The 22,134-nt window shown below is 67.0% G+C and carries 22 protein-coding genes; 6 read left to right on the plus strand and 16 right to left on the minus strand.

The window, feature by feature from the left end; genetic code table 11:
- The first annotated feature begins 53 nt into the window (after window positions 1-53).
- The 4 genes from thiL to L0U84_RS17175 all read left to right on the plus strand — a co-directional run bounded on the left by thiL (window position 54) and on the right by L0U84_RS17175 (window position 2,792).
- Entirely contained in the window at window positions 54-1,055 is a 1,002-nt protein-coding gene (gene thiL, locus L0U84_RS17160) for a thiamine-phosphate kinase (protein ID WP_233851328.1), read from the plus strand.
- The gene (locus L0U84_RS17165; protein WP_233851329.1) at window positions 1,045-1,620 is read left to right on the plus strand and encodes a phosphatidylglycerophosphatase A family protein; all 576 of its coding nucleotides are present in this window, start codon (window positions 1,045-1,047) and stop codon (window positions 1,618-1,620) included. Before thiL ends, L0U84_RS17165 begins: the two co-directional genes overlap by 11 nt.
- A 109-nt stretch (window positions 1,621-1,729) precedes the next feature.
- Window positions 1,730-2,230, plus strand: a complete 501-nt coding sequence (locus L0U84_RS17170) for a CinA family protein (RefSeq protein WP_233851330.1) — start codon at window positions 1,730-1,732, stop codon at window positions 2,228-2,230.
- A 31-nt stretch (window positions 2,231-2,261) separates the two neighbouring features.
- Complete coding sequence (locus L0U84_RS17175; RefSeq protein ID WP_233851331.1) at window positions 2,262-2,792, plus strand: cupin domain-containing protein; 531 nt, start codon at window positions 2,262-2,264, stop codon at window positions 2,790-2,792.
- A 51-nt stretch (window positions 2,793-2,843) separates the two neighbouring features.
- Here L0U84_RS17175 and pyrF read toward each other — a convergent pair whose 3' ends face one another.
- From pyrF to mpl, 16 genes are all read right to left on the minus strand, one after another.
- Complete coding sequence (gene pyrF / locus L0U84_RS17180; RefSeq protein WP_233851332.1) at window positions 2,844-3,659, minus strand: orotidine-5'-phosphate decarboxylase; 816 nt, start codon at window positions 3,657-3,659, stop codon at window positions 2,844-2,846.
- A gap of 102 nt (window positions 3,660-3,761) precedes the next feature.
- Window positions 3,762-4,829, minus strand: coding sequence for an aldose 1-epimerase (locus tag L0U84_RS17185; protein ID WP_233851333.1), 1,068 nt, complete (start codon window positions 4,827-4,829; stop codon window positions 3,762-3,764).
- Between the two features lie 220 nt (window positions 4,830-5,049).
- Window positions 5,050-5,991 (minus strand): SMP-30/gluconolactonase/LRE family protein, encoded by a 942-nt coding sequence (locus tag L0U84_RS17190; protein WP_233851334.1) that lies wholly within the window; start codon window positions 5,989-5,991, stop codon window positions 5,050-5,052.
- On the minus strand, window positions 5,988-6,788 hold the full coding sequence (locus L0U84_RS17195) for an SDR family NAD(P)-dependent oxidoreductase (RefSeq protein ID WP_233851336.1): 801 nt from the start codon (window positions 6,786-6,788) through the stop codon (window positions 5,988-5,990). Before L0U84_RS17195 ends, L0U84_RS17190 begins: the two co-directional genes overlap by 4 nt.
- 41 nt (window positions 6,789-6,829) lie before the next feature.
- Window positions 6,830-7,846 carry an L-arabinose ABC transporter permease AraH gene (gene araH, locus L0U84_RS17200; RefSeq protein ID WP_233851338.1) on the minus strand — a complete coding sequence of 339 codons (1,017 nt, stop codon included), beginning with the start codon at window positions 7,844-7,846 and terminating at the stop codon, window positions 6,830-6,832.
- A gap of 54 nt (window positions 7,847-7,900) precedes the next feature.
- Window positions 7,901-9,451: an L-arabinose ABC transporter ATP-binding protein AraG gene (araG, locus tag L0U84_RS17205; RefSeq protein WP_233851340.1), complete on the minus strand. Its 1,551-nt coding sequence runs from the start codon at window positions 9,449-9,451 to the stop codon at window positions 7,901-7,903.
- A gap of 100 nt (window positions 9,452-9,551) precedes the next feature.
- Window positions 9,552-10,550: an arabinose ABC transporter substrate-binding protein gene (locus L0U84_RS17210; RefSeq protein WP_233851341.1), complete on the minus strand. Its 999-nt coding sequence runs from the start codon at window positions 10,548-10,550 to the stop codon at window positions 9,552-9,554.
- A gap of 135 nt (window positions 10,551-10,685) precedes the next feature.
- A complete protein-coding gene (locus L0U84_RS17215) occupies window positions 10,686-11,468 on the minus strand; it encodes an SDR family oxidoreductase (RefSeq protein WP_233851342.1) in 783 nt (260 codons plus the stop codon).
- Window positions 11,465-12,145, minus strand: coding sequence for a 2-dehydro-3-deoxy-6-phosphogalactonate aldolase (locus tag L0U84_RS17220; protein WP_233851343.1), 681 nt, complete (start codon window positions 12,143-12,145; stop codon window positions 11,465-11,467). Before L0U84_RS17220 ends, L0U84_RS17215 begins: the two co-directional genes overlap by 4 nt.
- A gap of 45 nt (window positions 12,146-12,190) precedes the next feature.
- Window positions 12,191-13,306: a 2-dehydro-3-deoxygalactonokinase gene (locus L0U84_RS17225; protein ID WP_233851344.1), complete on the minus strand. Its 1,116-nt coding sequence runs from the start codon at window positions 13,304-13,306 to the stop codon at window positions 12,191-12,193.
- Window positions 13,303-14,331 (minus strand): IclR family transcriptional regulator, encoded by a 1,029-nt coding sequence (locus L0U84_RS17230; RefSeq protein ID WP_233851345.1) that lies wholly within the window; start codon window positions 14,329-14,331, stop codon window positions 13,303-13,305. The genes L0U84_RS17225 and L0U84_RS17230 overlap by 4 nt, the downstream gene beginning before the upstream one ends.
- Before the next feature lie 364 nt (window positions 14,332-14,695).
- Entirely contained in the window at window positions 14,696-15,430 is a 735-nt protein-coding gene (gene mtgA / locus L0U84_RS17235; protein ID WP_233851346.1) for a monofunctional biosynthetic peptidoglycan transglycosylase, read from the minus strand.
- A 25-nt stretch (window positions 15,431-15,455) separates the two neighbouring features.
- Entirely contained in the window at window positions 15,456-16,319 is an 864-nt protein-coding gene (gene aroE / locus L0U84_RS17240; RefSeq protein ID WP_233851347.1) for a shikimate dehydrogenase, read from the minus strand.
- Window positions 16,316-18,448 carry a ribonuclease catalytic domain-containing protein gene (locus L0U84_RS17245; protein WP_233851348.1) on the minus strand — a complete coding sequence of 711 codons (2,133 nt, stop codon included), beginning with the start codon at window positions 18,446-18,448 and terminating at the stop codon, window positions 16,316-16,318. The genes aroE and L0U84_RS17245 overlap by 4 nt, the downstream gene beginning before the upstream one ends.
- 191 nt (window positions 18,449-18,639) lie before the next feature.
- Window positions 18,640-19,254 carry a YqiA/YcfP family alpha/beta fold hydrolase gene (locus L0U84_RS17250; RefSeq protein WP_233851350.1) on the minus strand — a complete coding sequence of 205 codons (615 nt, stop codon included), beginning with the start codon at window positions 19,252-19,254 and terminating at the stop codon, window positions 18,640-18,642.
- Complete coding sequence (mpl, locus tag L0U84_RS17255) at window positions 19,251-20,696, minus strand: UDP-N-acetylmuramate:L-alanyl-gamma-D-glutamyl-meso-diaminopimelate ligase (RefSeq protein WP_442794038.1); 1,446 nt, start codon at window positions 20,694-20,696, stop codon at window positions 19,251-19,253. The genes L0U84_RS17250 and mpl overlap by 4 nt, the downstream gene beginning before the upstream one ends.
- A gap of 137 nt (window positions 20,697-20,833) precedes the next feature.
- Between mpl and L0U84_RS17260 the strand changes: the two genes are divergently transcribed.
- Window positions 20,834-21,484 carry a UDP-N-acetylmuramate--alanine ligase gene (locus tag L0U84_RS17260; protein ID WP_233851354.1) on the plus strand — a complete coding sequence of 217 codons (651 nt, stop codon included), beginning with the start codon at window positions 20,834-20,836 and terminating at the stop codon, window positions 21,482-21,484.
- A gap of 19 nt (window positions 21,485-21,503) precedes the next feature.
- Window positions 21,504-22,064 carry a TlpA family protein disulfide reductase gene (locus L0U84_RS17265; protein ID WP_233851356.1) on the plus strand — a complete coding sequence of 187 codons (561 nt, stop codon included), beginning with the start codon at window positions 21,504-21,506 and terminating at the stop codon, window positions 22,062-22,064.
- The last annotated feature ends 70 nt before the right edge of the window (window positions 22,065-22,134 follow it).

The following is a 22,134-nucleotide window of genomic DNA, read 5'->3' on the forward strand; positions in this document are numbered from 1 at the left end:
TCGCGCTGATCCACGCAATTTCTCCCATCGTTCTCCGCTCATCGTCCGCCATCATGCTTTCCGAGTTTTCGCTGATCGACCGCTTCTTCGCCCGCCGCGCCGCCGCCGCGCGGCCATCCCATGCCGAAGGCAGCACGCTCGGTATCGGCGACGATTGCGCATTGCTGGCACCGCCTGCCGGCGAAATGCTGGCGATATCGACGGACATGCTGGTCGAAGGCCGTCACTTCTTCGCCGATATCGATCCCGAAGCGCTCGGTCACAAGGCGCTCGCTGTCAATCTGTCCGACCTCGCCGCGATGGGCGCGCAGCCGCAGGCGTTCACGCTCGCTTTCGCGCTGCCGAAAGCCGACGAAGTCTGGCTTGCCGGGTTCAGCGAAGGCCTGTTCGCGCTGGCCGAGCGGTACGGTTGCGAGCTGATCGGCGGCGATACGACGAGCGGGCCGCTCAATCTGTGCCTCACGGTGTTCGGCAGCGTGCCGCCGCAAACGGCTTTGCGCCGCGATGCCGCGCAACCCGGCGACGACATCTGGATCTCCGGCACACTCGGCGACGCGCGCGCCGGCCTCGGCGTGCAGCGCGGCGAATGGTCCGCCAACCCGGATGACGCCGCGACGTTCCGCCAGGCGCTCGAACGCCCCGAGCCGCGCATCGCGCTCGGCCTCGCGCTGCGCGGCATCGCACACGCGGCGCTCGATCTGTCGGACGGCCTCGCCGGCGATCTGCTGCATATCCTCGAACGCTCGTCGGTGGGCGCGAGCGTCGACGTCGATGCGGTGCCGCGCTCGGCCGCGCTGCGCCGGCTGCCGCCCGAAGTCCAGCAGCGCTGCACGCTCGCCGGCGGCGACGATTACGAACTGTGCTTCACCGCGCCCGCCGCCGCGCGCGCCGCGGTCGAGGCCGCCTCGCAGAAGGCGGCCGTGCCGGTCACCCGCATCGGTACAATAAGCGCACTGGAGGCGGCCAACGACCGCCCGGCCATTGCGTGGCGCAACGCCACCGGCGCGCCGCTCACTCTGACGTTGCAAGGTTTCGATCACTTCCATGCAGAATGACCCCTCGCTCGGCCCCGCCGACGACTTCCTCGGCAGCGAGCCGCCCAAGGCGCCCGGACCCCGCGCGCCGAAGCCCGGTCAACCGCGCCGCGCGACCGCGCGCTTCATGCTGTCGCATCCGGTCCACCTGCTGTCGCTCGGCTTCGGCAGCGGGCTGTCGCCCGTCGCGCCGGGCACGTTCGGCACGCTGTTCGCGTGGGCCTCGTTCGCGGTGCTGAGCCGCTATCTGACGATGATCGAGTGGGGCGTGCTGATCGTCGCCGGCTTTCTCGGCGGCATCGCGCTGTGCGGCTTTACCGCGAAACGGCTTGGCGTCGGGGATCCATCGGCGGTCGTGTGGGACGAAATCGTCGCGTTCTGGCTCGTGCTGCTGATGGTTACGCCCGCCACGCTCGGCGGCCAGGTGTGGGCATTCGTGGTGTTCCGATTCTTCGATATGGTGAAGCCGCCGCCGATCGGCTACTTCGACCGCCGGCTGAAAGGTGGCTTTGGCATCATGTTCGACGACCTGGTCGCCGCCTTCTTTACGTTGCTCGTGATTGCGCTATGGCGGATGTCGGTTTGAGCGCTGCCTGAGCACCGTTCGAGCGACGTTCGACTCTATTAGTCGCCGCCCGGCCCCTGCCGCTCGCCGCGCCTCACGGCCGGCTTCGTTTTCCGGATTGACTGACGCTATGCCTACCGATTCCGTCGTTCATCAGCTTGCGATCCGCGTGAGCAACCGCCTGCGCGACGAGCGCCTGATGCTCGTGACCGCCGAGTCCTGTACGGGCGGCATGGTCGCGACCGCGATCACCGACATCTCCGGCAGCAGCGGCTGGTTCGAACGCGGCTTCGTCACGTATTCGAATCAGGCGAAGAGCGAAATGATCGGCGTACCGGCCGACCTGATCGAAAAGCACGGCGCGGTCAGCGAGCCGGTCGCACGCGCGATGGCCGAAGGCGCGCTGCGCAACAGTCGCGCGCAGGTGTCACTGTCGATCACCGGGGTCGCCGGCCCCGGCGGCGGGACTGAAACCAAGCCGGTCGGCATGGTGTCGTTCGGCTGGAGCAACCGGCTGCATACGTCGGTGGAAACGAAGATTTTCAAGGGCGATCGCGAGCAGATCCGCGTGCAAGCCGCGACGCACGCGCTGCGTGGTCTGCTGGCGCTGCTCGACGAGCGCGAGCATTGAGCGGCGTCTGACTATCACTGAAGAGGCGGCTATGCCGGAATCGCGCGCGCTTGCTGACGAACTGATCCGCCGCCTGGATTTGCAGCCGCATCCTGAAGGCGGCTTTTTCGCGGAGACCTACCGCTCGGCCGCGCGGGTGCTACGCGCCGGCGAACCGGGCAATCCGGACGACACGCGCGCGGCGTCGACCGCGATCTATTACCTGCTGTGCGACGGCGCGCATTCGGCGTGGCATCGGATCCGCTCCGACGAGGTCTGGCATTTCTACGCCGGCGAGCCGCTGCTGGTCCACGTGCTCGATGAAAGCGACGCCAGCGGTGCGCTCGTCACGCATCGGCTCGGCAATCCGCTCACCCATCCCGACACGGTGTGTCAGGCCGTCGTGCCGGCCGGCTTGTGGTTCGCGGCCGAGTGCGCCGATCCGGCGTCGTTTGCGCTGGTCGGCTGCACGGTCGCGCCGGGCTTCGAATTCAGCGAGTTCGAGCTTGCGGAGGTGGACGAGCTGAAGGCGCGGCATCCGCGCCATGCGGGGTTGATCGGGCGCCTCGGTCCGACGCGCTGACGCGCCGGACCGCCCGCCGCGGGAGCACCCGGCGCGGGACCGCCCGCCGAATCAACGAAACGCGTTGATCCGGTCGCGCGTGTCCTTCGCCGCCTGAGCGGCCGCTTGCGCAAAGTCGTCGCCCTTGCCCGCGTAGATGATCGCGCGCGACGAGTTGATCAGCATACCGGTGCCGTTCGCGGTCCGGCCGGCGCTCACGGTGGCCTGCACGTCGCCACCTTGCGCACCGATGCCCGGAATCAGCAGCGGCATGTCGCCGACGATCCCGCGCACCACTTCAATTTCCTTCGGGAACGTCGCGCCGACCACGAGTCCGAGCTGGCCGCTCGCATTCCACTTTTGCGCGGCCAGTTGCGCGACGACCTGATACAACGGCCGACCACCCGTCTCGAGAAACTGCAGATCCGAACCGCCCGCGTTCGACGTGCGGCACAGCACGATCACGCCCTTACCGGGATGCTCGAGATACGGCTCGATCGAATCGAAACCCATGTACGGATTGACCGTCACCGAGTCGGCCTGGTAGCGCTCGAACGCCTCGCGCGCGTACTGCTCGGCGGTGCTGCCGATATCGCCGCGCTTAGCGTCGAGAATCACCGGCAGACCCGGATGGTTCGCGTGAATGTGGGCGATCAGTTGCTCGAGCTGGTCTTCCGCGCGATGCGCGGCGAAGTACGCGATCTGCGGCTTGAACGACGACGCGTACGGCGCGGTCGCGTCGACGATCGTGCGGCAGAACTCGAAGATCGCGTCGGCGCGGCCCGCGAGCGCACCGGGGAATTTGCTGGGCTCGGGATCGAGGCCAACGCACAGCAGCGAGTTCGTGCGCTGCCAGGCGTCGTTGAGTGTCTGGATGAAATTGGACATGGTGAGTCTCGCGGCGAGCCGGTAAGCGGAGGAGGCGCGTATTTTACCCGTCCCGCGATCGTCGTCCGGCGCTCCAGCGATCCAGACGGCCGGCGGCTAAACCTACGACGATTGTTTACGCCGTGCGCCACGCCCGCCCGGCATCGAGCGCAGCCCGGTCCGCTCGACCGTAAACCGGAACGTACGCGTCAACCGTTCACCACGCTTGAGCAGCGTCATGCCGTTTTCGCTCGCGCCGCCGGCCAGGTTCATTGCGTTGATCGGATGATCGACCGGCTCGAAGCAGAAGAAGTCTTCGCCGGGCGGCGTGTACAGCACGTAGTAGTCGGTGTCGGCGGCGATATTCAGCGACAGCCGGCGCTTCGGCCACACCACCGCCGCCTGGCCGCTCCAGCCGGTGAATGCGTGATTGACGATCGTCTCCGGCAGCGGATACGCGACGCCGAACTGCCACGCGGGTGGCGCCTGCACATGGCGCACCGGCAGCCAGTCGTCGCCCGACAGCCACAGGCCGCCCGCCGCAGCCGACAGTTCGGTGTCCGCGTCGCGCACGAAGAACGGATGCACGCCGAGCCCGAACGGCAACGCCTCGCGGCCGGCGTTTTCGATTTCGAGCACGACGACGAGCGTCGAGCCGTCGAGCGTATAAGTCTGCGTCGCGCGGAACGCGTACGGCTTGCCGTCGCTGCGGTCGAGCGCGAGGCGCACGTGCTCGCGGCCCGCTTCGAGCACCTGCCATTGCGCGAGCCAGCCATCGCCGTGAATCGGCAGCGGTTCGTCGTCACGGTTGCGCGGCACCTCGACGCGCCGCCCGGCCACGCTGAATTGGCCGCCGCCGATGCGGTTCGAGTACGGCAACAGCGGATAGCAGGCGAGCTGGTTCGGTTGCGTGTCGGCGCCGACGTGGCGGCACCGCCGGAAGATTGGCGTCAACGCGCCGTCGTCGCGCCAGTCGAAGCGGGTCACGCCACCGCCGAGCGTCGGCGCGACATCGAGACGCAATTGCGAGTTGGAGAGCGTGACGCACGCGACATCGCCGGCGCTGCCTTCGCCGAGCGCCACCGCCGATGTGCTCGGGCCTGCCAGCACGGGGTTGGCCGCCGCGGCAAGTCGCGAGCGTCGCGTTTGAGAGGTTGTGGATGAGGCTGAAACGAGATTCGCAACAGTCATATCTGGCTCCATCGAGAGGCGTGGGACGTTGCCGTCAGTTTTGACGGGTGTTGCGGGCGATTTTTTCTGACCAATTCGCCTCGAGTCCGAACTGCATGCTGCCGATTCGTTGCCGGCCGGTCGCGGGCGTATTGCTCGCAGACCGAAACTGCTACATCGACTTCTGCTTCACCTTCAGGATCGCGGCCCCGGCGCGCGGCCGGGGCTGCGTCATTCTGCGCTAGATGGGCGCGCCCTGGAACAGCGGTTCGACCACACCGCGCCGCGCGAGTGCCGCGACGAATACATCGCCCGCGAGCGTATCGGCCGCGCGCGCCGTCGCATCGAGCTCGGCGTAGGCGCTCGTGATGTAGAGCGTATCGAGCGCCGTCCCGGCGAGGGTGCTGCCCGCGGCCTGGCCGAGCGCGGCACCGCCGATCGCGACGCAGCTCGGCTGCGTGGTCGGCACGTCGATACGCTCTGTTTCCACGCCATCGGGACCGTAACGCACCACGCGCGCGCCGCCCCACTGCGCGTTCCACAGGCCGCCTTCGCTGTCGACGGTCGAGCCGTCGGGGATGCCGTTGGCGTCGCTCAGGCGAGTGAACAGGCGATCGTTGGCGATGCTGCCGTCCGCGCGATAGTCGCACGCGCGGATTTCACGCGTCGGCGAATCGCAGTAGTACATCGTCGCGCCGTCGGGACTGAACGCGATACTGTTCGAAATCGCCGGCGCTGGCAACGGTAAGCGTTCGAGCGACAGATCGTGATTCAACCGATAAAAGCCGGCGACCGTCTGCCGTTGCCCGCTTTCGTCCTTGGTGCCGAACACGAAGCGCCCTTGCCGATCGCAGCGGCCATCGTTCACGCGCGTGTTCATGCCGGGTTCGACGTCGACGATCCGTTGCGTGCTGCGCGTCTCCAGGTCGAAAAACGCCAGCTGCGACGCGAGCCCGACCAGCACATAGCGCGGGTTTTCGCACAGTGCGAAGGTGGCGAGCCGCTCGGGCAGGTCGAATGAATCGCTACTGCCGTCGGCCGGATCGTAGCGCCACAGCCTCGCGCCTTCGATGTCGGTCCAGTAGAAGCGGCCGCTCCTCGCGCACCAGGTCGCGCCTTCGCCGAGCTCGCACTGCGCGTCGAGCAGCAGCGTGGCACGTTGCACGCGCGCCTTGGCGCTCACGCCCAGCCTCCGTCGACGACGATGTCCTGCGCGGTGATCATGCGGCTGTCGTCGGCGGCGAGGAACAGCGCCATGCGCGCGAGGTCGGCCGGCAACAGCTCGGCGTCGATGCACTGGCCTTCCTTGATCTGGCGGCGGCCGTTGTCGTCGAGCCACAGGCGCAGCTGCTTCTCGGTCATCACCCAGCCAGGCACCAGCGTGTTGACGCGGATATTGAAGTGGCCGAGGTCGCGCGCGAGCCCGCGCGTCAGACCCTGCACCGCCGACTTCGACATCACGTACACCGGATAGCCGCCGTTCTTCAGCATCCAGCTGATCGAGCCGAGGTTGATGATCGAGCCGCTACGCGCGGCCTTCATGTCCTCCATCACGGCCTGTGCCGCGAAGAACTGGTGGCGGATGTTCACGGCGATGCCCGCGTCGAACGACTCGCGCGTGACGTCGCCGATCTGATGGCGCTTGTCGTTCGCCGCGTTGTTGATGAGCGCCTGGATCGGGCCGAGCGCGGCCTTCACGTCGGCGATCGCTTTTTGCAGCGCGTCGACGTCGGTCAGATCGCAGGCCAGAAAGAGCGGCTTGTGCTTCGAATCGCCGAGCTGGTCGGCGAGGGCCTCGCCCGCGCTCGCGTCGATATCGAAGAACGCGACACGCGCGCCCTGCGCCGCGAAGTGCTCGACGAACGATGCGCCGATGCCGGTCGCGCCGCCCGTGATCAGCACCGTACGGTCGACGAGGCTCGGATAGCGCGCGTACGCGGTGTCAGCGAGACTGGCGTTTGCATTGGCCGGAGACGACATCGTTCGATTCCTTTATGAGCTTGGGATGAGGTGAAAGTGAATCAGTCGCGCGAGCCGCGGTTCTTCAACTGGTCGAGCAGCACGGCCGCGAGCAGGATCGCGCCGCGCACCAGGTACTGGTAGAACGCGTCGATGTTCAGCAGGTTCATCACGTTCTCGACCGTGCCCATGATCAGCACGCCGATCACGACGCCGGAGATCGTCGCGCGGCCGCCCAGCAGCGACACGCCGCCGAGCACGCAAGCGGAGATCACGTTCAGCTCGAAGCCCTCAGCCGCGTTCGGCTGACCCGACGTGATACGCGACGCGAGAATCACGCCGGCGAGCGCGGTGACGGCGCCCTGGATCAGGAAGATGTAGACACGCGTGCGCTCCACGTTGATACCCGCAAGCCGCGACGCTTCCGGATTGCCGCCGATCGCGAGCGTATTGCGGCCGTACACGGTCTGGTTCAGCATCACGCCGAACACGATGAAGCAGATCAGCGTGACCCAGATCGGCAGCGACACGCCGAAGAACGTCAGGCCGCCCAACGCGATGAACGTATCCGACGACACGCCGACCGCCTGCCCATGCGACACGATAAAGCCGAAGCCGCGGACGATTTCCATCGTCGCGAGCGTCGTGATCAGCGCGTTGATGCGCAGATAAGCGATCACCGCGCCGTTGACGAAACCGATCACCGCGCCCGCCGCGACCGCCGCGACGATCGCGATGAAGGTGTTGCCGGTCGCGTTGAGCACCATCGCGCACAGCACGCCGGCGAACGCGACGGTCGAGCCGACGGAGAGATCGAAGTCGCGCGACGCGAGGCAGAACATCATCGTGCACGCGACCATGCCGATCTGCGAGATCGACAACGCGAGGCCGAGCATGTTCTCGATCGAGAAGAAATGATCGACGGTCAGCGACATCGTGACGAACATCACGACGAAGATCACGATCAGGCTGTACTCGGTGATCTGCTGCCACCACCTGGTTTTGTCGCTCGACTGCGGAATCAGTGCGTCGGCGGCGCTCTTGGCGGCCTGCTGCGCGAGGTTTTCTCTGGCTTGCATGTTCAATACTCCTCCCCGTTCCCCACGGGTTGCGGACTCACGTCCAGATAAGGTTCAGGCCGCGCGCGAGCCGCTCTGGTTGGCGGCGGCGGTGTTCTCCGGCAGCGCGGTCGAGCTTTGCGGCAGCGCGAGGCTCAGCACCGACTGCTCGGTCGCGTCCTTGCGCGCGAGTTCGCCGGAAATGCGGCCCTGGCGCATCACGACGATGCGGTCGGACACGCCGAGCACCTCCGGCAATTCCGACGAAATCATCACGATCGCGCAACCGCGCTGCGCGAGCTGATAGATCACGTTATAGATCTCGTGCTTCGCGCCGACGTCGATGCCGCGCGTCGGTTCGTCGAGAATCACGACCTTCAGATCGGGCTCGGCGAGCCAGCGCGACAGAATCGCCTTCTGCTGGTTGCCGCCCGACAGGAAACGGATCTTCTGCCGGCGATGCGGCGTCTTGATCTTCAGCAGCTTGATGAAACGGTCCGCCGTCTGCGCCTCTTTCTTGCGATCGAGAAACACGCCCGCACGCAGATAGTGACGGCGGCAGCTGATGTTGATGTTTTCCGCGACGCTCGCCATCGCGACGATGCCCTCTTCCTTGCGATCCTCGGGGCATAGCACGATGCCGTGTTTAATCGCCTCGCCCGCGCTGCGCACCTTGATCGGCTTGCCGTCGAGCATGAGCTCGCCGCCCTTGCGATGCCTGGCGCCATACACCAGATGCATCAGCTCGCTGCGGCCCGCGCCAACCAGACCGAAGAAGCCGACGATCTCGCCGCGCCGCACCTCGAAGCTCGCCGGCTGCGCGAGCGGATGACCTTCGATCGCCTTCGCCGCGAAGCGCACTTCGCCGAGCGGCCGCGCCGAATAGCTATAGATGTCCGAAATTTCGCGCCCAACCATCTCGCTGACGATCGTGTCGCGCGACACGCCTTCGAGCGTCGGATGCGACGCGACCTTGCGGCCGTCGCGGAAGATCGTGCACGCGTCGCACAGCTCGTAGATCTCGTCCATCCGGTGCGAGATGTAGATCATCGCGCGGTTGTCGGCGCGCAGATCGCGCACCAGCTTGAACAGCACCTCGGTCTCGCGATGCGACAGCGAGCTGGTCGGCTCGTCGAGCGCGATCACGCGCGCGTTGCGCATCAGCGCCTTGCAGATTTCGACCATCTGCCGCTGCGCGATCGACAGCTTGCGCAGCTTCGCGTTCGGATCGAGCGCGACGCCCATCGCTTCGAGCCGCTCGCGCACGAAGCGCTTCGCCTCGCGCTTGTTGACCCAGCCGAGCGCATTGGGCAACTGGCCGAGCAACAGATTTTCCGCGACCGTGAGGTCGGGCACGTACTGCAGTTCCTGGTGAATCACCGCGATGCCGGCGCCGATCGATGCGGCCGCGCTCGGAAAGCGCACCTCGTTGCCGTCGATCATGATGCGGCCCGAATCGGGCTGATACTCGCCGCCGAGAATTTTCAGCAGCGTCGATTTGCCCGCGCCGTTTTCGCCCATCAGGCCGTGCACCTGGCCGACGTTGACGTCGAAGGACACACCGTCGAGCGCACGCACGCCTGGAAAAACCTTGCCGATATTGTCAAAACGTAGCGTCGCTGACACTTCGCCTCCTTCATGTGGGCCGCGCGCGGCGCGCGGCCCGTCTGTCTACCGCAGATCTTCTTTCAGCCGCGGTGCACTTGATGTCACCACGGTTTCACGCTTACTTCGACGCGAGGCCCATCTTCTCGCGCACTTCGCCGACGTTGTCGCGCGTCGCCAGCATGCCGCTCGTCAGCGTCAAGAGCGGCGGCTCCTTGCCCTGCGTGATCCACGCGTACATCAGTTCCGAGGTTTCCTCGCCGTGGCGCTTCGGGCTGATGATCACGGTGCCGAAGAAGCCCGTCGGCTGCGGCTTCTTGAACTCGTTCAACGCCGATTCCGAGCCGCCGATACCGATGCCGATCATGTTGTCGGCCTTGAAGCCGCGGCCTTCCGCTGCGCGCACCGCGCCGAGCACGCCTTCGTCGTTCAGCGCGTAAGCGACCCAGTGCTTGTACTGCGGGTTCTTCGTGAGCGCGATGTTCGCTGCGTTGAACGCGTTTTCCGTGTCGGTCTTCGCCTGCGGCGCGGTGACGATGTTCGCCTTCGGGAAGCCCGCGGCGACCAGCGCGTCGGTCGCGCCGGTGGTGCGGTCATGCGCGGTCGGCAGCTGCTCGTAGGTCACGTCGATCGCGCCGACGTCCTTCATGTCCCAGCCGCGCTTCTTGATCTCAGCCGCGATGCCGTCGCCGACCTGCTTGCCGATGTTATACGCCGAGATGCCCATGTGCGGCACCGACTCGATCGGCTTGCCCGAGCCGTCGACGAGGCGGTCGTCGACCGTCATCATCTTCAGGCCGTCGGCCTTCGCTTTCGCGACGATGCCCGGCCCGAGCTTGACGTCGGGCGTGCAGATCACGAAGCCCTGCGCCTTCTGCGCGGCGAGGTTGTCGATCGCGCTCATCACCTTCTCGCCCGACGGCGCGCCGATCTTCACGAGCGTGAAGCCCTTCTCCTTGGCGGCCATTTCGGCGAACTTCCATTCGTCCTGGAACCACGGTTCTTCCGGCTGCTTCACGAGGAAGCCGATCTTGACCGAATCGGCAGCCTGTACGACCGGCGCGTTGAAGAGCACACCCGTCGCCGCCGCTGCCAGCGTGAGGAAAATTCTTCGTTTCATGATGCGTGTCTCCTGACTAATTGATAACGAGAAGGTAATCGGCCGCGTCTTCTTATACCGGTCCTGACACACGCGGCCAGCGCGTCGTCCGGTGTTCTGTGCGTCTCGTTGCCCGTGTTTCCTGGCGATGCGAATTCAGTCGTGATACAGCGCCGAGCGCCCGCCATCGACGGTGATGCAACTCGCGTTGATGAACGGCGCCTCGTCCGACGCGAGGAACACCGCGGTCATCGCCACCTCCTCCGGGCGGCCGATGCGCTTCATCGGCTGCAAATCGAGCGTCGCCTGCTGCGCGGCGGCCGGATCGGGCTGCTCGTTCCACCAGTCGTGCGTCAACTGCGTCTCGATGTAGCCCGGCGCGATCGCGTTCACGCGCACGTTGCGCGGTGCGTACTCGATGCCGAGCGCGCGCGTGAGGCCGATCACGCCGTGCTTCGCGACCGGGTACGGGAAGCAGCCCGGGATGATCTTGAACGCGTGCGTCGACGCGATGTTCACGATGCTGCCCGCACCACGCTCGACCATGCCCGGCAGCACCGCGCGACAGCCGTTCCACACGCCGTCGAGATCGACCGCGAAGCAGCGCCGCCAGTCGGCGTCGGTCATCGTCAGCGGATCGCAGAACACGTTGATGCCCGCGTTGTTGACCAGGATGTCGAGCGCGCCGAACGCGCGTTCGCCTTCGCTCACCGCCTGCCGCACCGACGCGGCTTGCGTCACGTCGGTCTGCACCGCCAGCACGCGTGCGCCGGCGCCAATTTCCGCCTCGATCCGCGCGGCCGTGCGCTGCGCGGTATCGAGGTCGAGTTCCGCCAGCACGACCGCCGCGCCCTCGCGCGCGAAAGCCAGCGCGATCGCCGCGCCGATGCCGCGCCCGGCGCCGGTCACGAGTGCGGCTTTGCCGGCGAGCCGGTTCATTTCTTCACGCCCGCGCGGGCGATCCGCAGACCGTTGATGAACGCCTTCGCATGCGACGCGGTCACCGCCGCGCTCTGGCCCGGCTTGTACAGCGCCGAGCCGAGGCCGAAACCGTTCGCGCCGGCGGTGAGGAACGGCCCCATGTTGTCCGGCGTGACACCGCCGACCGGCACGAGCGGCACCTGCGCGGCGATCACCGCGCGCCATGCCTTGACCACCTGGCAGCCGAGCTGCTCGGCGGGGAACATCTTCAGCACGTCGGCGCCGTTCTTCAGCGCGATGAACGCTTCGTTCGGCGTCGCGACGCCGGGCGCACACGCGAGACCCTTCGCCTTCGCGGCGACGACGACGTCCGGATCGCTGTGCGGCATCACGATGAGCTCGCCGCCCGCCGACTTCACGTCGTCCACGTAGAGCGGATGCAGCACCGTGCCCGCGCCGACGATCGCATCGGCCGGCAGCGCCTTGCGGATCGCCGAGATGCTGTCGAACGGCTGCGGCGAATTGAGCGGCACTTCGACGATGCGAAAACCGGCTTCGTACAGCGCTTGAGCGTGATCGGCCGCATCGGCGGGCGTCACGCCGCGCAGGATCGCGATCAGCGGACAGGCTTCGAACGCGGCGATCAGACCCGCGTGCGGCATGTACGGTCCGGGCAGATTGATGTGAGGTTGCATGTCGGTTCCTTGTTTCGTGAGCGTCTTGGGCGAACGTCGCGCCGGTCAGCCTGCGTGTGCCGCCTGGGCGGATGGCCGGACGAGCCCCGCTTCGACGGCGACGCGCCACAGGCCGCGTTCGGTCGCGTCTCTGACCAGATCCGCGCGCAGACAGCCGAATTGCGCGAGCGCGAGGCGGTAGCGCTCGCACAGCGCGTCGTTGCCGATCAGCCGCAGGCTCTGTTGCGCGAGCGAGCTGCCTTGCTGAGCGAGTACCGCTTCCAGGCCGGCGAGTTCGTGTCCGATCAGCAGGCCCGACAGATAGTCGGGCTGCGCCTCGCTCGACAGCGCGCCGGTCAAGCCGAGCGTGCGCGTGCTGAACACGGTCGCGAGCACACCTGCCTGCCCCTTCTCGCGCGCGATGTTCACGCCGCGCAGAAAGGCTTCGGTATCCGGACGATCGGGTGTGACCATCGTGCGGCCGAGAATCGTGTGCTCGCGCAGCGCGGCGAACACCTCGCCGGTCATGAAGGTATGAAAACGCTCGATGCGCTCCGCCTGCACGACCGCCCACTTCGCATGCGTGCCGGGCAGGCCGATCAGCGAGCGGGCGTTGCTGTCGGCGGCGTTGGTGTCTTGCGCGCCGTTCGCGTCCGCGTCGAGCGCGCCGAAAATCTGCGTCTCCTCGCCGCGCATCACGTTCGGCAGCTCGCCGCGTTGCAGCACGCCCGGCACGATGTGCAGCGTCGCCCCGCTCGCGGTCTGCACGCGGACGATACCGGCCACCAGCGCATCCGCGTTCGCGGGCGTCTCGACATACGGCGCTTCGAGCCAGCCCTGCGCGCTGCCGACCATCCCCGCCGCGATCACCGGCACGCCGCGCGCGTGGCCGAGCCACGCGCCGCAGGCGTCGTCGAACGCGGCGTCGAAGCCGCCCTCGGCCGCGCTGCGCGGCAGATTCATGATGCCGGCCGTCGATGCGCGCGTCGCCAGCACGCGACCGTGCGCGTCGAACAGATAGGCGCGCAGCGACGTCGTGCCCCAGTCGAGCGCGATCAGCGCGGCCTGCGTGAAATCGACGGCGGCGGTATCGGCGACATCGGTCGCGTCCGGCTTCACGCCCGGGTTGGGCGCGGCGGCGGCCTGGTGGTTCGCCAGCGTGGCGGTGCCCGCTTGTTTCATCGCTTGATCCTGCGCGTGGCCGGTTGCGGAGCGCGCCAACCGAGTTCCTCCGAAATCGCGCGCGCCTCGCGCTGCACGATCGGAATCAGTTCATCCATCCGTTCGAGCGACATGTAGGGAATCGTGCTCGCCACCGACAGCGCCGCGACGATCGCGCCCGACGCATCGCGCACCGGCGCCGCGACACAGCGGATCGCCGCTTCGTTCTCTTCGAGATCGAACGTGTAGCCGCCGGCCGCGTAGTTCGTCATGCGCTGCAGAAAGGTCGGCGCGTCGGGGCGGTTGTCCGGCTTGAAGCTGACGCCCGCGAGCGCGCGGCGCGACGCGTCGAACAGCGACTGCCATGCGTCGGAGCCAAGGTCGAGCATCATCGCCTTGCCGATGCCGGTCGACGCGAGCGGCATCCGATGGCCGACGCGCGAGCGCATTTCGAGGCCACGTGTGCCGGGAATCTTGTCGATGTACAGCACGTCGTCGCCATCGCGCACACCGAGGTGGATCGTGTCGAGTGTCTGCTCGGCCAGCGACTCCAGATGCGGACGCGCGACGGCCGTGAGCGGCATCTGTTCGAGCGCGATCGTGCCGAGCTCGATCAGCTTCGGCCCGAGCAGATAGCCGCCCTGCACCTGGCGCAGATAGCGCGCCTGCACGAGGCTGCTGACGAGTCGATGGGTGGTGCTGCGGGTCGTGCCGAGCGCGGCGCCGAAGCTGCGCAGGTCGCGCACGCCGGCCGCGGCCGCTTCGAGAATTGCGAGGCCGCGCAACAGCGTCTGCGTGCCGGCCTGCTGCGGCGTGATTTCCAGCAGCGTGACCGGCAGCCCGAGTCCGTCGACGGTCGCCGCGCGCGCCACCGGGCGGGACGCCCTCGCGGTCGCGGACGCGCTGGCGGCGACATTGGCGCTGACGGCTGAAGCCTCGCGCGGCGCGGAATTCAGCGCGGAATTGGCGGCGCTGTTCGGCCCGCCGGTCGACCCCGGCGCAGCCTCGGCCGCGCTGGCGGCGTGAGTGGGCATCGCTTTGTTCATGGCGATTCGCTTTCGGATGGTTTCTGCGCTTGGTGCGCGGGACCGGAGAACAGGGCGGGAACGCGGGCGGCGCCGCGCTCGCGCGGCTGCTGTGATCGGCTGCCAGACATGTTGGCCTCGTCTCCGGTTTTTTCTGTCGCGGTTCGCTGTATCGGCGCGCTGGAGCGCCGACTCGCGATGCATGTTGGCTTGGATTGTAGGGCGACTTTTGAGAATCACCAATATGTGAATGTTGAGTCCATATATTGAGATTTTAGTTGGCGATCACGTGTTTAGCGGAACGTCGCGCTCTTGAGTCAAGACGCAAAAAAGCCCGCGCGAGGCGGGCTTCGGAGCGGTAAAACCGAGGGAATCGAGCGCTTTTTCAATCCGGAAGTTCAGCCGCGCCCATCCGCCGCGCGATGACTCGCGCGCGTTGCGCGAGATACGCCGAACTCCTATGTTCATCGAAATATTTGGGGCGCGGCAGCATCACCGCGAGCCGCGCCGACTGCGCGGCCGTGAGCTTGCTCGCCGAGGTCTTGTAGTAGTACTGCGCGGCCGCCTCGGCACCGTACACGCCGTTGCCCCATTCGACCGAGTTCAGATAGATCTCGAAGATGCGCTGCTTGTCCATCAGCGTTTCGAGCATCCACGTGATGATCAGCTCCTGGCCCTTGCGGATATAGCTTTTCTCGCGCGACAGAAACAGGTTGCGCGCCAGCTGCTGCGAGATCGTCGAGCCGCCGCGCACGATCCGGCCTTGCGCCTTGTTGCGCTCCCACGCCTGCAGAATCGCGTCGGTTTCGTAGCCTTTGTTGTTGACGAAGTTCGCGTCCTCGGAGGCGATGATCGCGCGCTTCAGGTTGCGCGAAATCTGCTCGTACGGCACCCACGTGCGCTGCACCGACAGATCCGGCCGGTCCTGCGACAGACGCCATGCGTCCGAGCGCATGAACGCGGTCGAGCGCGGATTGACGACGTTCCAGATCGCGATCTGCGCGAAGTAGTACGCCTGGGTCGCGAGCCAGGCGATGGCCACCACCGCGAGCAAATAGCCGAGCCAGCGCAGCGGGCCGGCCTGGCCACGCGAACCGCTGGCACGGCGCGTCGCTGTCATGGTGCGTGCTGTCCGCGTGCTGGCGTTATGTGTGCGACGGCGCGGTCAGCAGCGCGCGCAATTCGGCGAGCACCGGTGCGCCGTCGGGGCGCACGCCGCGCCACACATAGAACGATTCGGCGGCCTGCTCGACCAGCATGCCGAGGCCATCGGCACCGCGCGCGCCGAGCTTCGCCGCGTGCTGCATGAAGACGGTCGGATGCGCGCCGTACATCATGTCGTAGGCGAGCGTGCCGTTGCCGAACGCGCGGTCGTCGCACTCGGGAAGCGACGCATCGAGGCTGCCCGCGGTCGCGTTGACGATCACGTCGTACTGCCCCGCTTCGATCGCGCGGGCGCTGCCGCCGGTGAGACGGCAGTGCGCGTCGCTCGCAGCCTGCGCGAACTGGTCGACCAGCGCCTCGGCCTTCTGCGCCGTGCGATTGACGATCGTCAGCGTATGCGGCGCGCGGTCGAGCATCGGCAGCACGACACCGCGCGCGGCACCGCCCGCGCCGAGCAGCAGGATCCGCGCGCCTTTCAGCGGCACGCCGAGATTCACCTCGATGTCGCGCACGAGGCCGAAGCCATCGGTGTTGTCGCCGTAGATCCCGTCGGCGTCGACGCGCAGCGTGTTCACCGCGCCGGCCGCGGCCGCGCGCGGCGACAGCGTGTTCGCGAACGCATGTGCTTCGAGCTTGAACGGCACCGTCACGTTCAGGCCGCGGCCGCCCGCTTCGATGAACGCGCGCACGTGCGGCACGAACGCGTCGACCGGCGCGAGCAGATGACGGTAGTCGACCGGCTCGCCGGTTTGCGCCGCGAAGCGTCCATGGATGAACGGCGACTTGCTATGGCCGACCGGATTGCCGATGACCGCGTAGCGGTCGCGTGTCTGGTTGCCGCTCATCGTCCCGGCTCCGTGATGTGTTGGTCGTTGTCGGCGGTGTTCGCGGCGTCGTTGCCGTCGCCGGTCGCCGCGGATTCGTCGGCGCCGGGGTTGTCGTTGGGACTGCCGCCGTCGGCTTCGGCCTGGGCCTCGGCTTCGCTTTCGGCGCTGTCGTCCGCTGCGTCGAGCAACTCCTCGTCGCCCTCGTCCTCGCCTTCTTCAGCTTCGGCGCCGCTCGTCACGGTCGGCGCATCGAGCACGTGCAGCAGACGCACCGACGCTTCGATCGTCAGCTCATCGATCGACATCACTTCCATCTGCAAACGCGTGCCGCGCGCATGCACGCCGAGGCCCGGCACGTGCAGCAGCAGCGGAATTTCTTCGAGTCGCACGAGATCGCCCTTCACGACCGACGCGACCACCTGCTTGCGATTCTCCTGCTTGAGCCAGCGCAGACACCAGAAGTACTCCATGCGGCGCTGGTAGTCGGCGTATGCGGTGTAAGTGTCGTCGAAGCCCTGCACGACCGCGAACAGATCGGCGTCCTTCGGTTTGAACGGCGCGGCGAGCTTCGCGGTCACGCCATGCTGCACGCACGCGATCAGCTGCCACTGGTTCACCAGGTCGACGTAGCGGCGCAGCGGCGAGGTGCTCCACGCGTACTGCGTGACGCCGAGCCCTTCGTGCGGTGCGGCGTTGGTCTGCATGCGCGTGCGCTTCGGGCCGCTCGGCGCGCCGAACGCGCGCTGCGTGCGATAGATGCCCGGCACGCCGTGATCGTGCAGGAATCCGCCCCACGACGAGTTCGCGAGAATCGCAAGCTCGGCGACGATCGTGTCGAGCGGCGAGCCGCGCCGGCGCGGTGTGATCGTGATGTGTTCGCCGTCGACGTAGAAATTGAAGTCGGTATTGCGCTGCACTTCGCGGCGCAGGCCGTAGCCGGCGCGCGCGGTCTGGCGCTTCTCGAACAGTGCCTGCGCGAACGGCCACAGCACCGCGATATCGTCCTTGTGCGCATACTCGCCCGTGCCTTCGGCGAGCGCCTGTTCGGTGACGATTTCGTCGAGCGTGTTGTGGCGCAGGTTGTTCTTCACGAACACGCGCTCGGCGCGCGTTTCGCTCGCGACGATCTCCTGCGTTTCGCGATTGACGATCACATACAGCGACAGCGCCGGCCGATAACCACCCTCGGCAAGCGTGAAGGTTTCGACGACGCTGTCGGGCAGCATCGTGATCTTGTCGCCGGGCATGTAGACCGTCGACAAACGGGCGCGCGCGATCGCATCGACGTCGTCGCCGCGCTGGATGCCGAGCGCCGGCGCGGCGATGTGCACGCCGATGCGCACGCGGCCGTCGGCCAGATGCTCGACCGAGAACGCGTCGTCGATTTCGGTCGTGGTGACGTCGTCGATCGAGAACGCTTCGATGTCGGCCTGCGGCAGATCGTCGGGCACGTTCGCGGCCGCCACGGGCGGGAAGCCGGTGCCGTGCGGCAAGAACTCGGACAGGAACTTCGCTTCGTGCAGCGCCCGCGGCGACGCGATCGCGCCGCATTCGAGCATCAGCCGCGCCTGCGAGATGCCGCGCGCGGCCGCGGCGTTTTCGAGCGCCTTGTACTCGATGGTGTTTTTGTCCGGCTTCGTCAGCAGTGCGAGGCCCTTGCTGCCCGCGAACGCGTCCGGCAGACGGCCAGCCTTCAGCTCTTCCTCGTACTGCGCCTGCACGAGCGCCTGCTGACGCTTGCGCTCGAGGCCCGCGAGCGCCATCTTCAACTGCTCTTGCGGCGCGCGCTGGTACATGCCGCGGCCCTTGCGGCGGAAGTACACCGGCGAGCCGTGCATGCGCAGCACCAGCGCCGCGCGCTCGATTGCGCCGAAGCTCGCGCCGAAATACTCGGCGCCCAGCGTCGCGAACGGGAATTCATCGTCCGGCGCGCATTCCCACAGGAAGTCGAGATCGATCTCCTGCGCCAATGCGTCGGCCTGCTGCATCAGTTCGGCCGCGGTGGGCTTCTCGAACTCGATCAGCACATCCTTCGCGCGCACCTTCGCGCGCCGCCCGCCCGGCAACTCGACCTGAAATGCGTCGCCCTGGCGCGACAGCACGCTGCCGGCCTTGAAACTGCCCGATTCCTCGAAGAAAACGTTCACTCAATACTCTCGTTCTGACTAGCATCTGCCGGTGCGCCCGACGCTCTGTGGCGATCGATCACTGCATGCGCGACACGGCAACCTGTTCGTGATAGTGAATCCGCGGCGCGCACTGCGCGCGCCAGCGGGTTGAATCTTGCGACCAGCGGTGGCGGTCGGTGTGTCTTTCCGACTGACGTCCTTGCAGGCCGTCAGGCCGCCGCGCGCGGCGCCGGCGGCTCGACGTGCTCGCCATCGCAGAACGCCAGCACGTCGTCGAGATACTGCACGAACTCGCTGATCGCGTGGTCGCTGCCTTCGATCAGCGTGGTGCGCGCGCCCGGATAGTGCGCGAGCATTTCGCGGTAGTCGAGCACTTCGTCGCCGGTGGCTGCCATCAAATAATAGCGTTCGGGGCGCGTGATCGACGCGACGCCGAGCGCGCGCAATTCATCCAGATGATGCGGCTCGACCACGATGCTGCCGCCGCCGTGCCACAGCGGCTGCTCGCCGAGATACGCGCTCAGGTCGCGCTGCGGCACGACCGCCGGGTTCAGCAGCACGGCCGGCCAGCCGTGCTTCTCGGCCAGATGCGTGGCGAAGTAGCCGCCGAGCGAACTGCCGATCACCGTCACCTGCTGGGCTCCGCCCTGCGCGCGAGCTTCGGCCACCCGCGCTTCGGCGAGCGCGACCGTCTCGAGTGGCGAGACCGGCAGCATCGGGCAGCACCACTCGTCGGCGCGGCCCAGTTCGGCGAGACGCGCGGCGAGCAGGCGCGCCTTGAACGAATTCGGCGACGAACGGAAACCGTGCAGATAGAGAATCACGACGCGCCTCGCGTCGAGAGAGAGTCGAGCAGCTTCTGATGCACGCCGCCGAAGCCGCCGTTGCTCATCACCAGGATCTGATCGCCGGGGCGCGCCGCGTGGACCACCGCCTTCACGAGCGCGTCGAGGTTGTCGAACGCCTGGGCCTTGCCGTCGAGCGGCGCGAGCGCTTCGCCGAGGTTCCAGCCGAGCGCGTCGCGCCCGCTCGGTGCGCCGTAGCCGAACACGAGGTCGGCATCGACGAGGCTCGCCGGCAATTGCGCCTTCATCACGCCGAGCTTCATCGTGTTCGAGCGCGGTTCGAGCACCGCGAGAATTCGCGTGTTGTCGCGGCCGACGCGCGCGCGCAGCCCCGCCACCGTCGTCTCGATCGCGGTGGGGTGATGGGCGAAGTCGTCGTACACGGTCACGCCGTCGACGCTGCCGCGCACTTCCATGCGGCGCTTCACATTGCGAAAGCCGGACAGCGACTTCGCGGCCTGCGCGGGCGGCACGCCGACGTGGCGCGCGGCGGCGATCGCGGCGAGCGCGTTCATGCGGTTATGCTCGCCCTGCACCTGCCAGTCGACCACGCCGACCCGCTCGCCGTTGTGATAGACGGCGAAGCGTTCGTCGATGGGCTCGCCCTGCTCCGCCGCTTGAATCTCCCAGCCGCCCTGTACGCCAAAGCGCTCAACCTCGCTCCAGCAGCCGCGCGTGAGCACGCGCTCGAGCGCGTCCTCGCGGCCGTTCGTGACGACGCGGCCGAGCCGCGGCACCGTGCGGATCAGATGATGGAACTGCGTTTCGATCGCGGCGAGATCGGGGAAGATGTCGGCGTGATCGAATTCGAGATTGTTCAGCACCGCCGTTTTCGGGCGGTAATGGACGAACTTGGAGCGTTTGTCGAAGAATGCGGTGTCGTATTCGTCGGCTTCGATCACGAAGAAGCTCGAATCGGTGAGCCGCGCCGACACGCCGAAATTCAGCGGCACACCGCCGATCAGGAAGCCCGGGTTCAGGCCCGCGTCTTCGAGCAGCCAGGTCAGCATCGAGCTCGTGGTGGTCTTGCCGTGCGTGCCGGCCACGGCCAGCACCCATTTGCCGTTCAGCACGTGTTCGCCGAGCCACTGCGGACCGGACACGTACGGCAGGCCGCGGTCCAGAATCGCTTCCATCAGCGGGTTGCCGCGCGTGACCACATTGCCGATCACGAATAGATCCGCGTTCAGGCCGTTCAGCTGGTCCGCGTCGTAACCCTCGATCAGACGGATGCCTTGCGCCTCGAGTTGCGTGCTCATCGGCGGATAGACGCCGGCGTCGCAGCCGGTCACCGTGTGGCCGGCATTGCGCGCGAGCACCGCGAGTCCGCCCATGAAGGTGCCGCAGATGCCGAGGATGTGGATGTGCATAAGCCTGTCGTGCCGCGCGGGCGTTTTTTGCGAGGGATGGGAGAGCCGCAGGACGGCCGGAACGACCGTCTGCAAAGGACGCCTATTGTAACCGACGCGGCGCGCGCCGCCCCTGCCGGCCACGCCCGGCGCCGCCCCGTCCGGGGCGCCGAACCGCGTCGCCAGGTGCGATCGAGTATCATGCAAGGATGGTTCGCAAATCACATTTCGATCCGCAGCGCGTGCGCGAGGAAATCGCGATCGCGGCTGCACGTCTGATTGCCGAAGACGGTCTGGACTACGCCAGCGCGAAGCGCAAGGCGGCCCGGCAGATCGTCGGCGAGACTCGTGTCGCCGGAGAATGGCTGCCGGACAACGACCAGATCGAAGAAGAAATCCGCGAATATCAGTCGCTGTTCCAGGGCGACAGCCAGCCGGCGCTGCTGCGGCGGCTGCGTGTGATCGCCGTCGACTGGATGGAACGGCTCGCGCCGTTCAATCCGTATCTGACGGGCGCGGTGCTCGGCGGCACGGCCGGCGAGCATTCGGACGTGCATCTGCAGGTGTTTTGCGACAACCCAAAGGAAGTCGCGATCTACATGCTCAATGCGAACATCCAGTACGACGTGTCGGAAACGCGCCACTTCGCGGGGCGCGGCTATGTGGAGACGCTGAGCTTTCTGTGGCGTCCCGCGAACGAGCGCAACGCCGAGCCGGTCGGCATCCACGTCGCGTTGTACGAAACCGACGACCTGCGCGGCGCGGTGCGCGCCGATGCCCGCGGCCGCGCGGCGCGGGCGAAACTTCAGGCGGTGCAGGCGCTGCTCGACGGCGACGAAGTGCCGTCTTTCACCAATTGATCAGACAGAACGGAGCACGATGAACACGAGACGTATGCTGGCGGGCGCGGCCGTTGCGCTGATCGCCGCGGGCGGCGGCGTGCTGGCCAATCACTGGCTCAATCGCGGTACCGACGTCGCGTACGCGGCGCAGCCCGGGTCACAGCCCGACACCCATGCGAGTCCCGTCCAGCAGTTGTGGACCGCGCCGGTCACGAACGTCGACGGCAAGCCCCAATCGCTGAGCCTGCTCAAGGGTCACCCGATCGTCGTCAACTTCTGGGCGTCGTGGTGCGGCCCGTGCGTCGAGGAAATGCCGGCGCTGTCGCAGATCCAGCGGGAGTACGCGAAGAAAGGCATCCAGTTCGTCGGCCTCGGCGTCGACTCGGAAAAGAACATCCAGACCTTCCTGCAGAAGGTCAAGGTCGCGTACCCCATCTTCGTGACCGGCTTCGGCGGCGCCGACCTCGCGCGCGCGTTCGGCAACAATGCGGGCGGTTTGCCGTTTACCGTCGTGATCGACGCAAAAGGCAACATCCGCTCGACAAAATTGGGCCAGATCGACCCCGCGGCGCTGCGCCAGACGCTCGATACGCTGTAAATTTCCCGATTTCTGACGCGGCGCTTTTTGACATCCGATTCCGTGCAGAACGAGCAAAAATGCGCGGATA

The organism is Paraburkholderia sp. HD33-4 (genome assembly GCF_021390635.1).
In the GTDB taxonomy this organism is placed as follows: domain Bacteria; phylum Pseudomonadota; class Gammaproteobacteria; order Burkholderiales; family Burkholderiaceae; genus Paraburkholderia.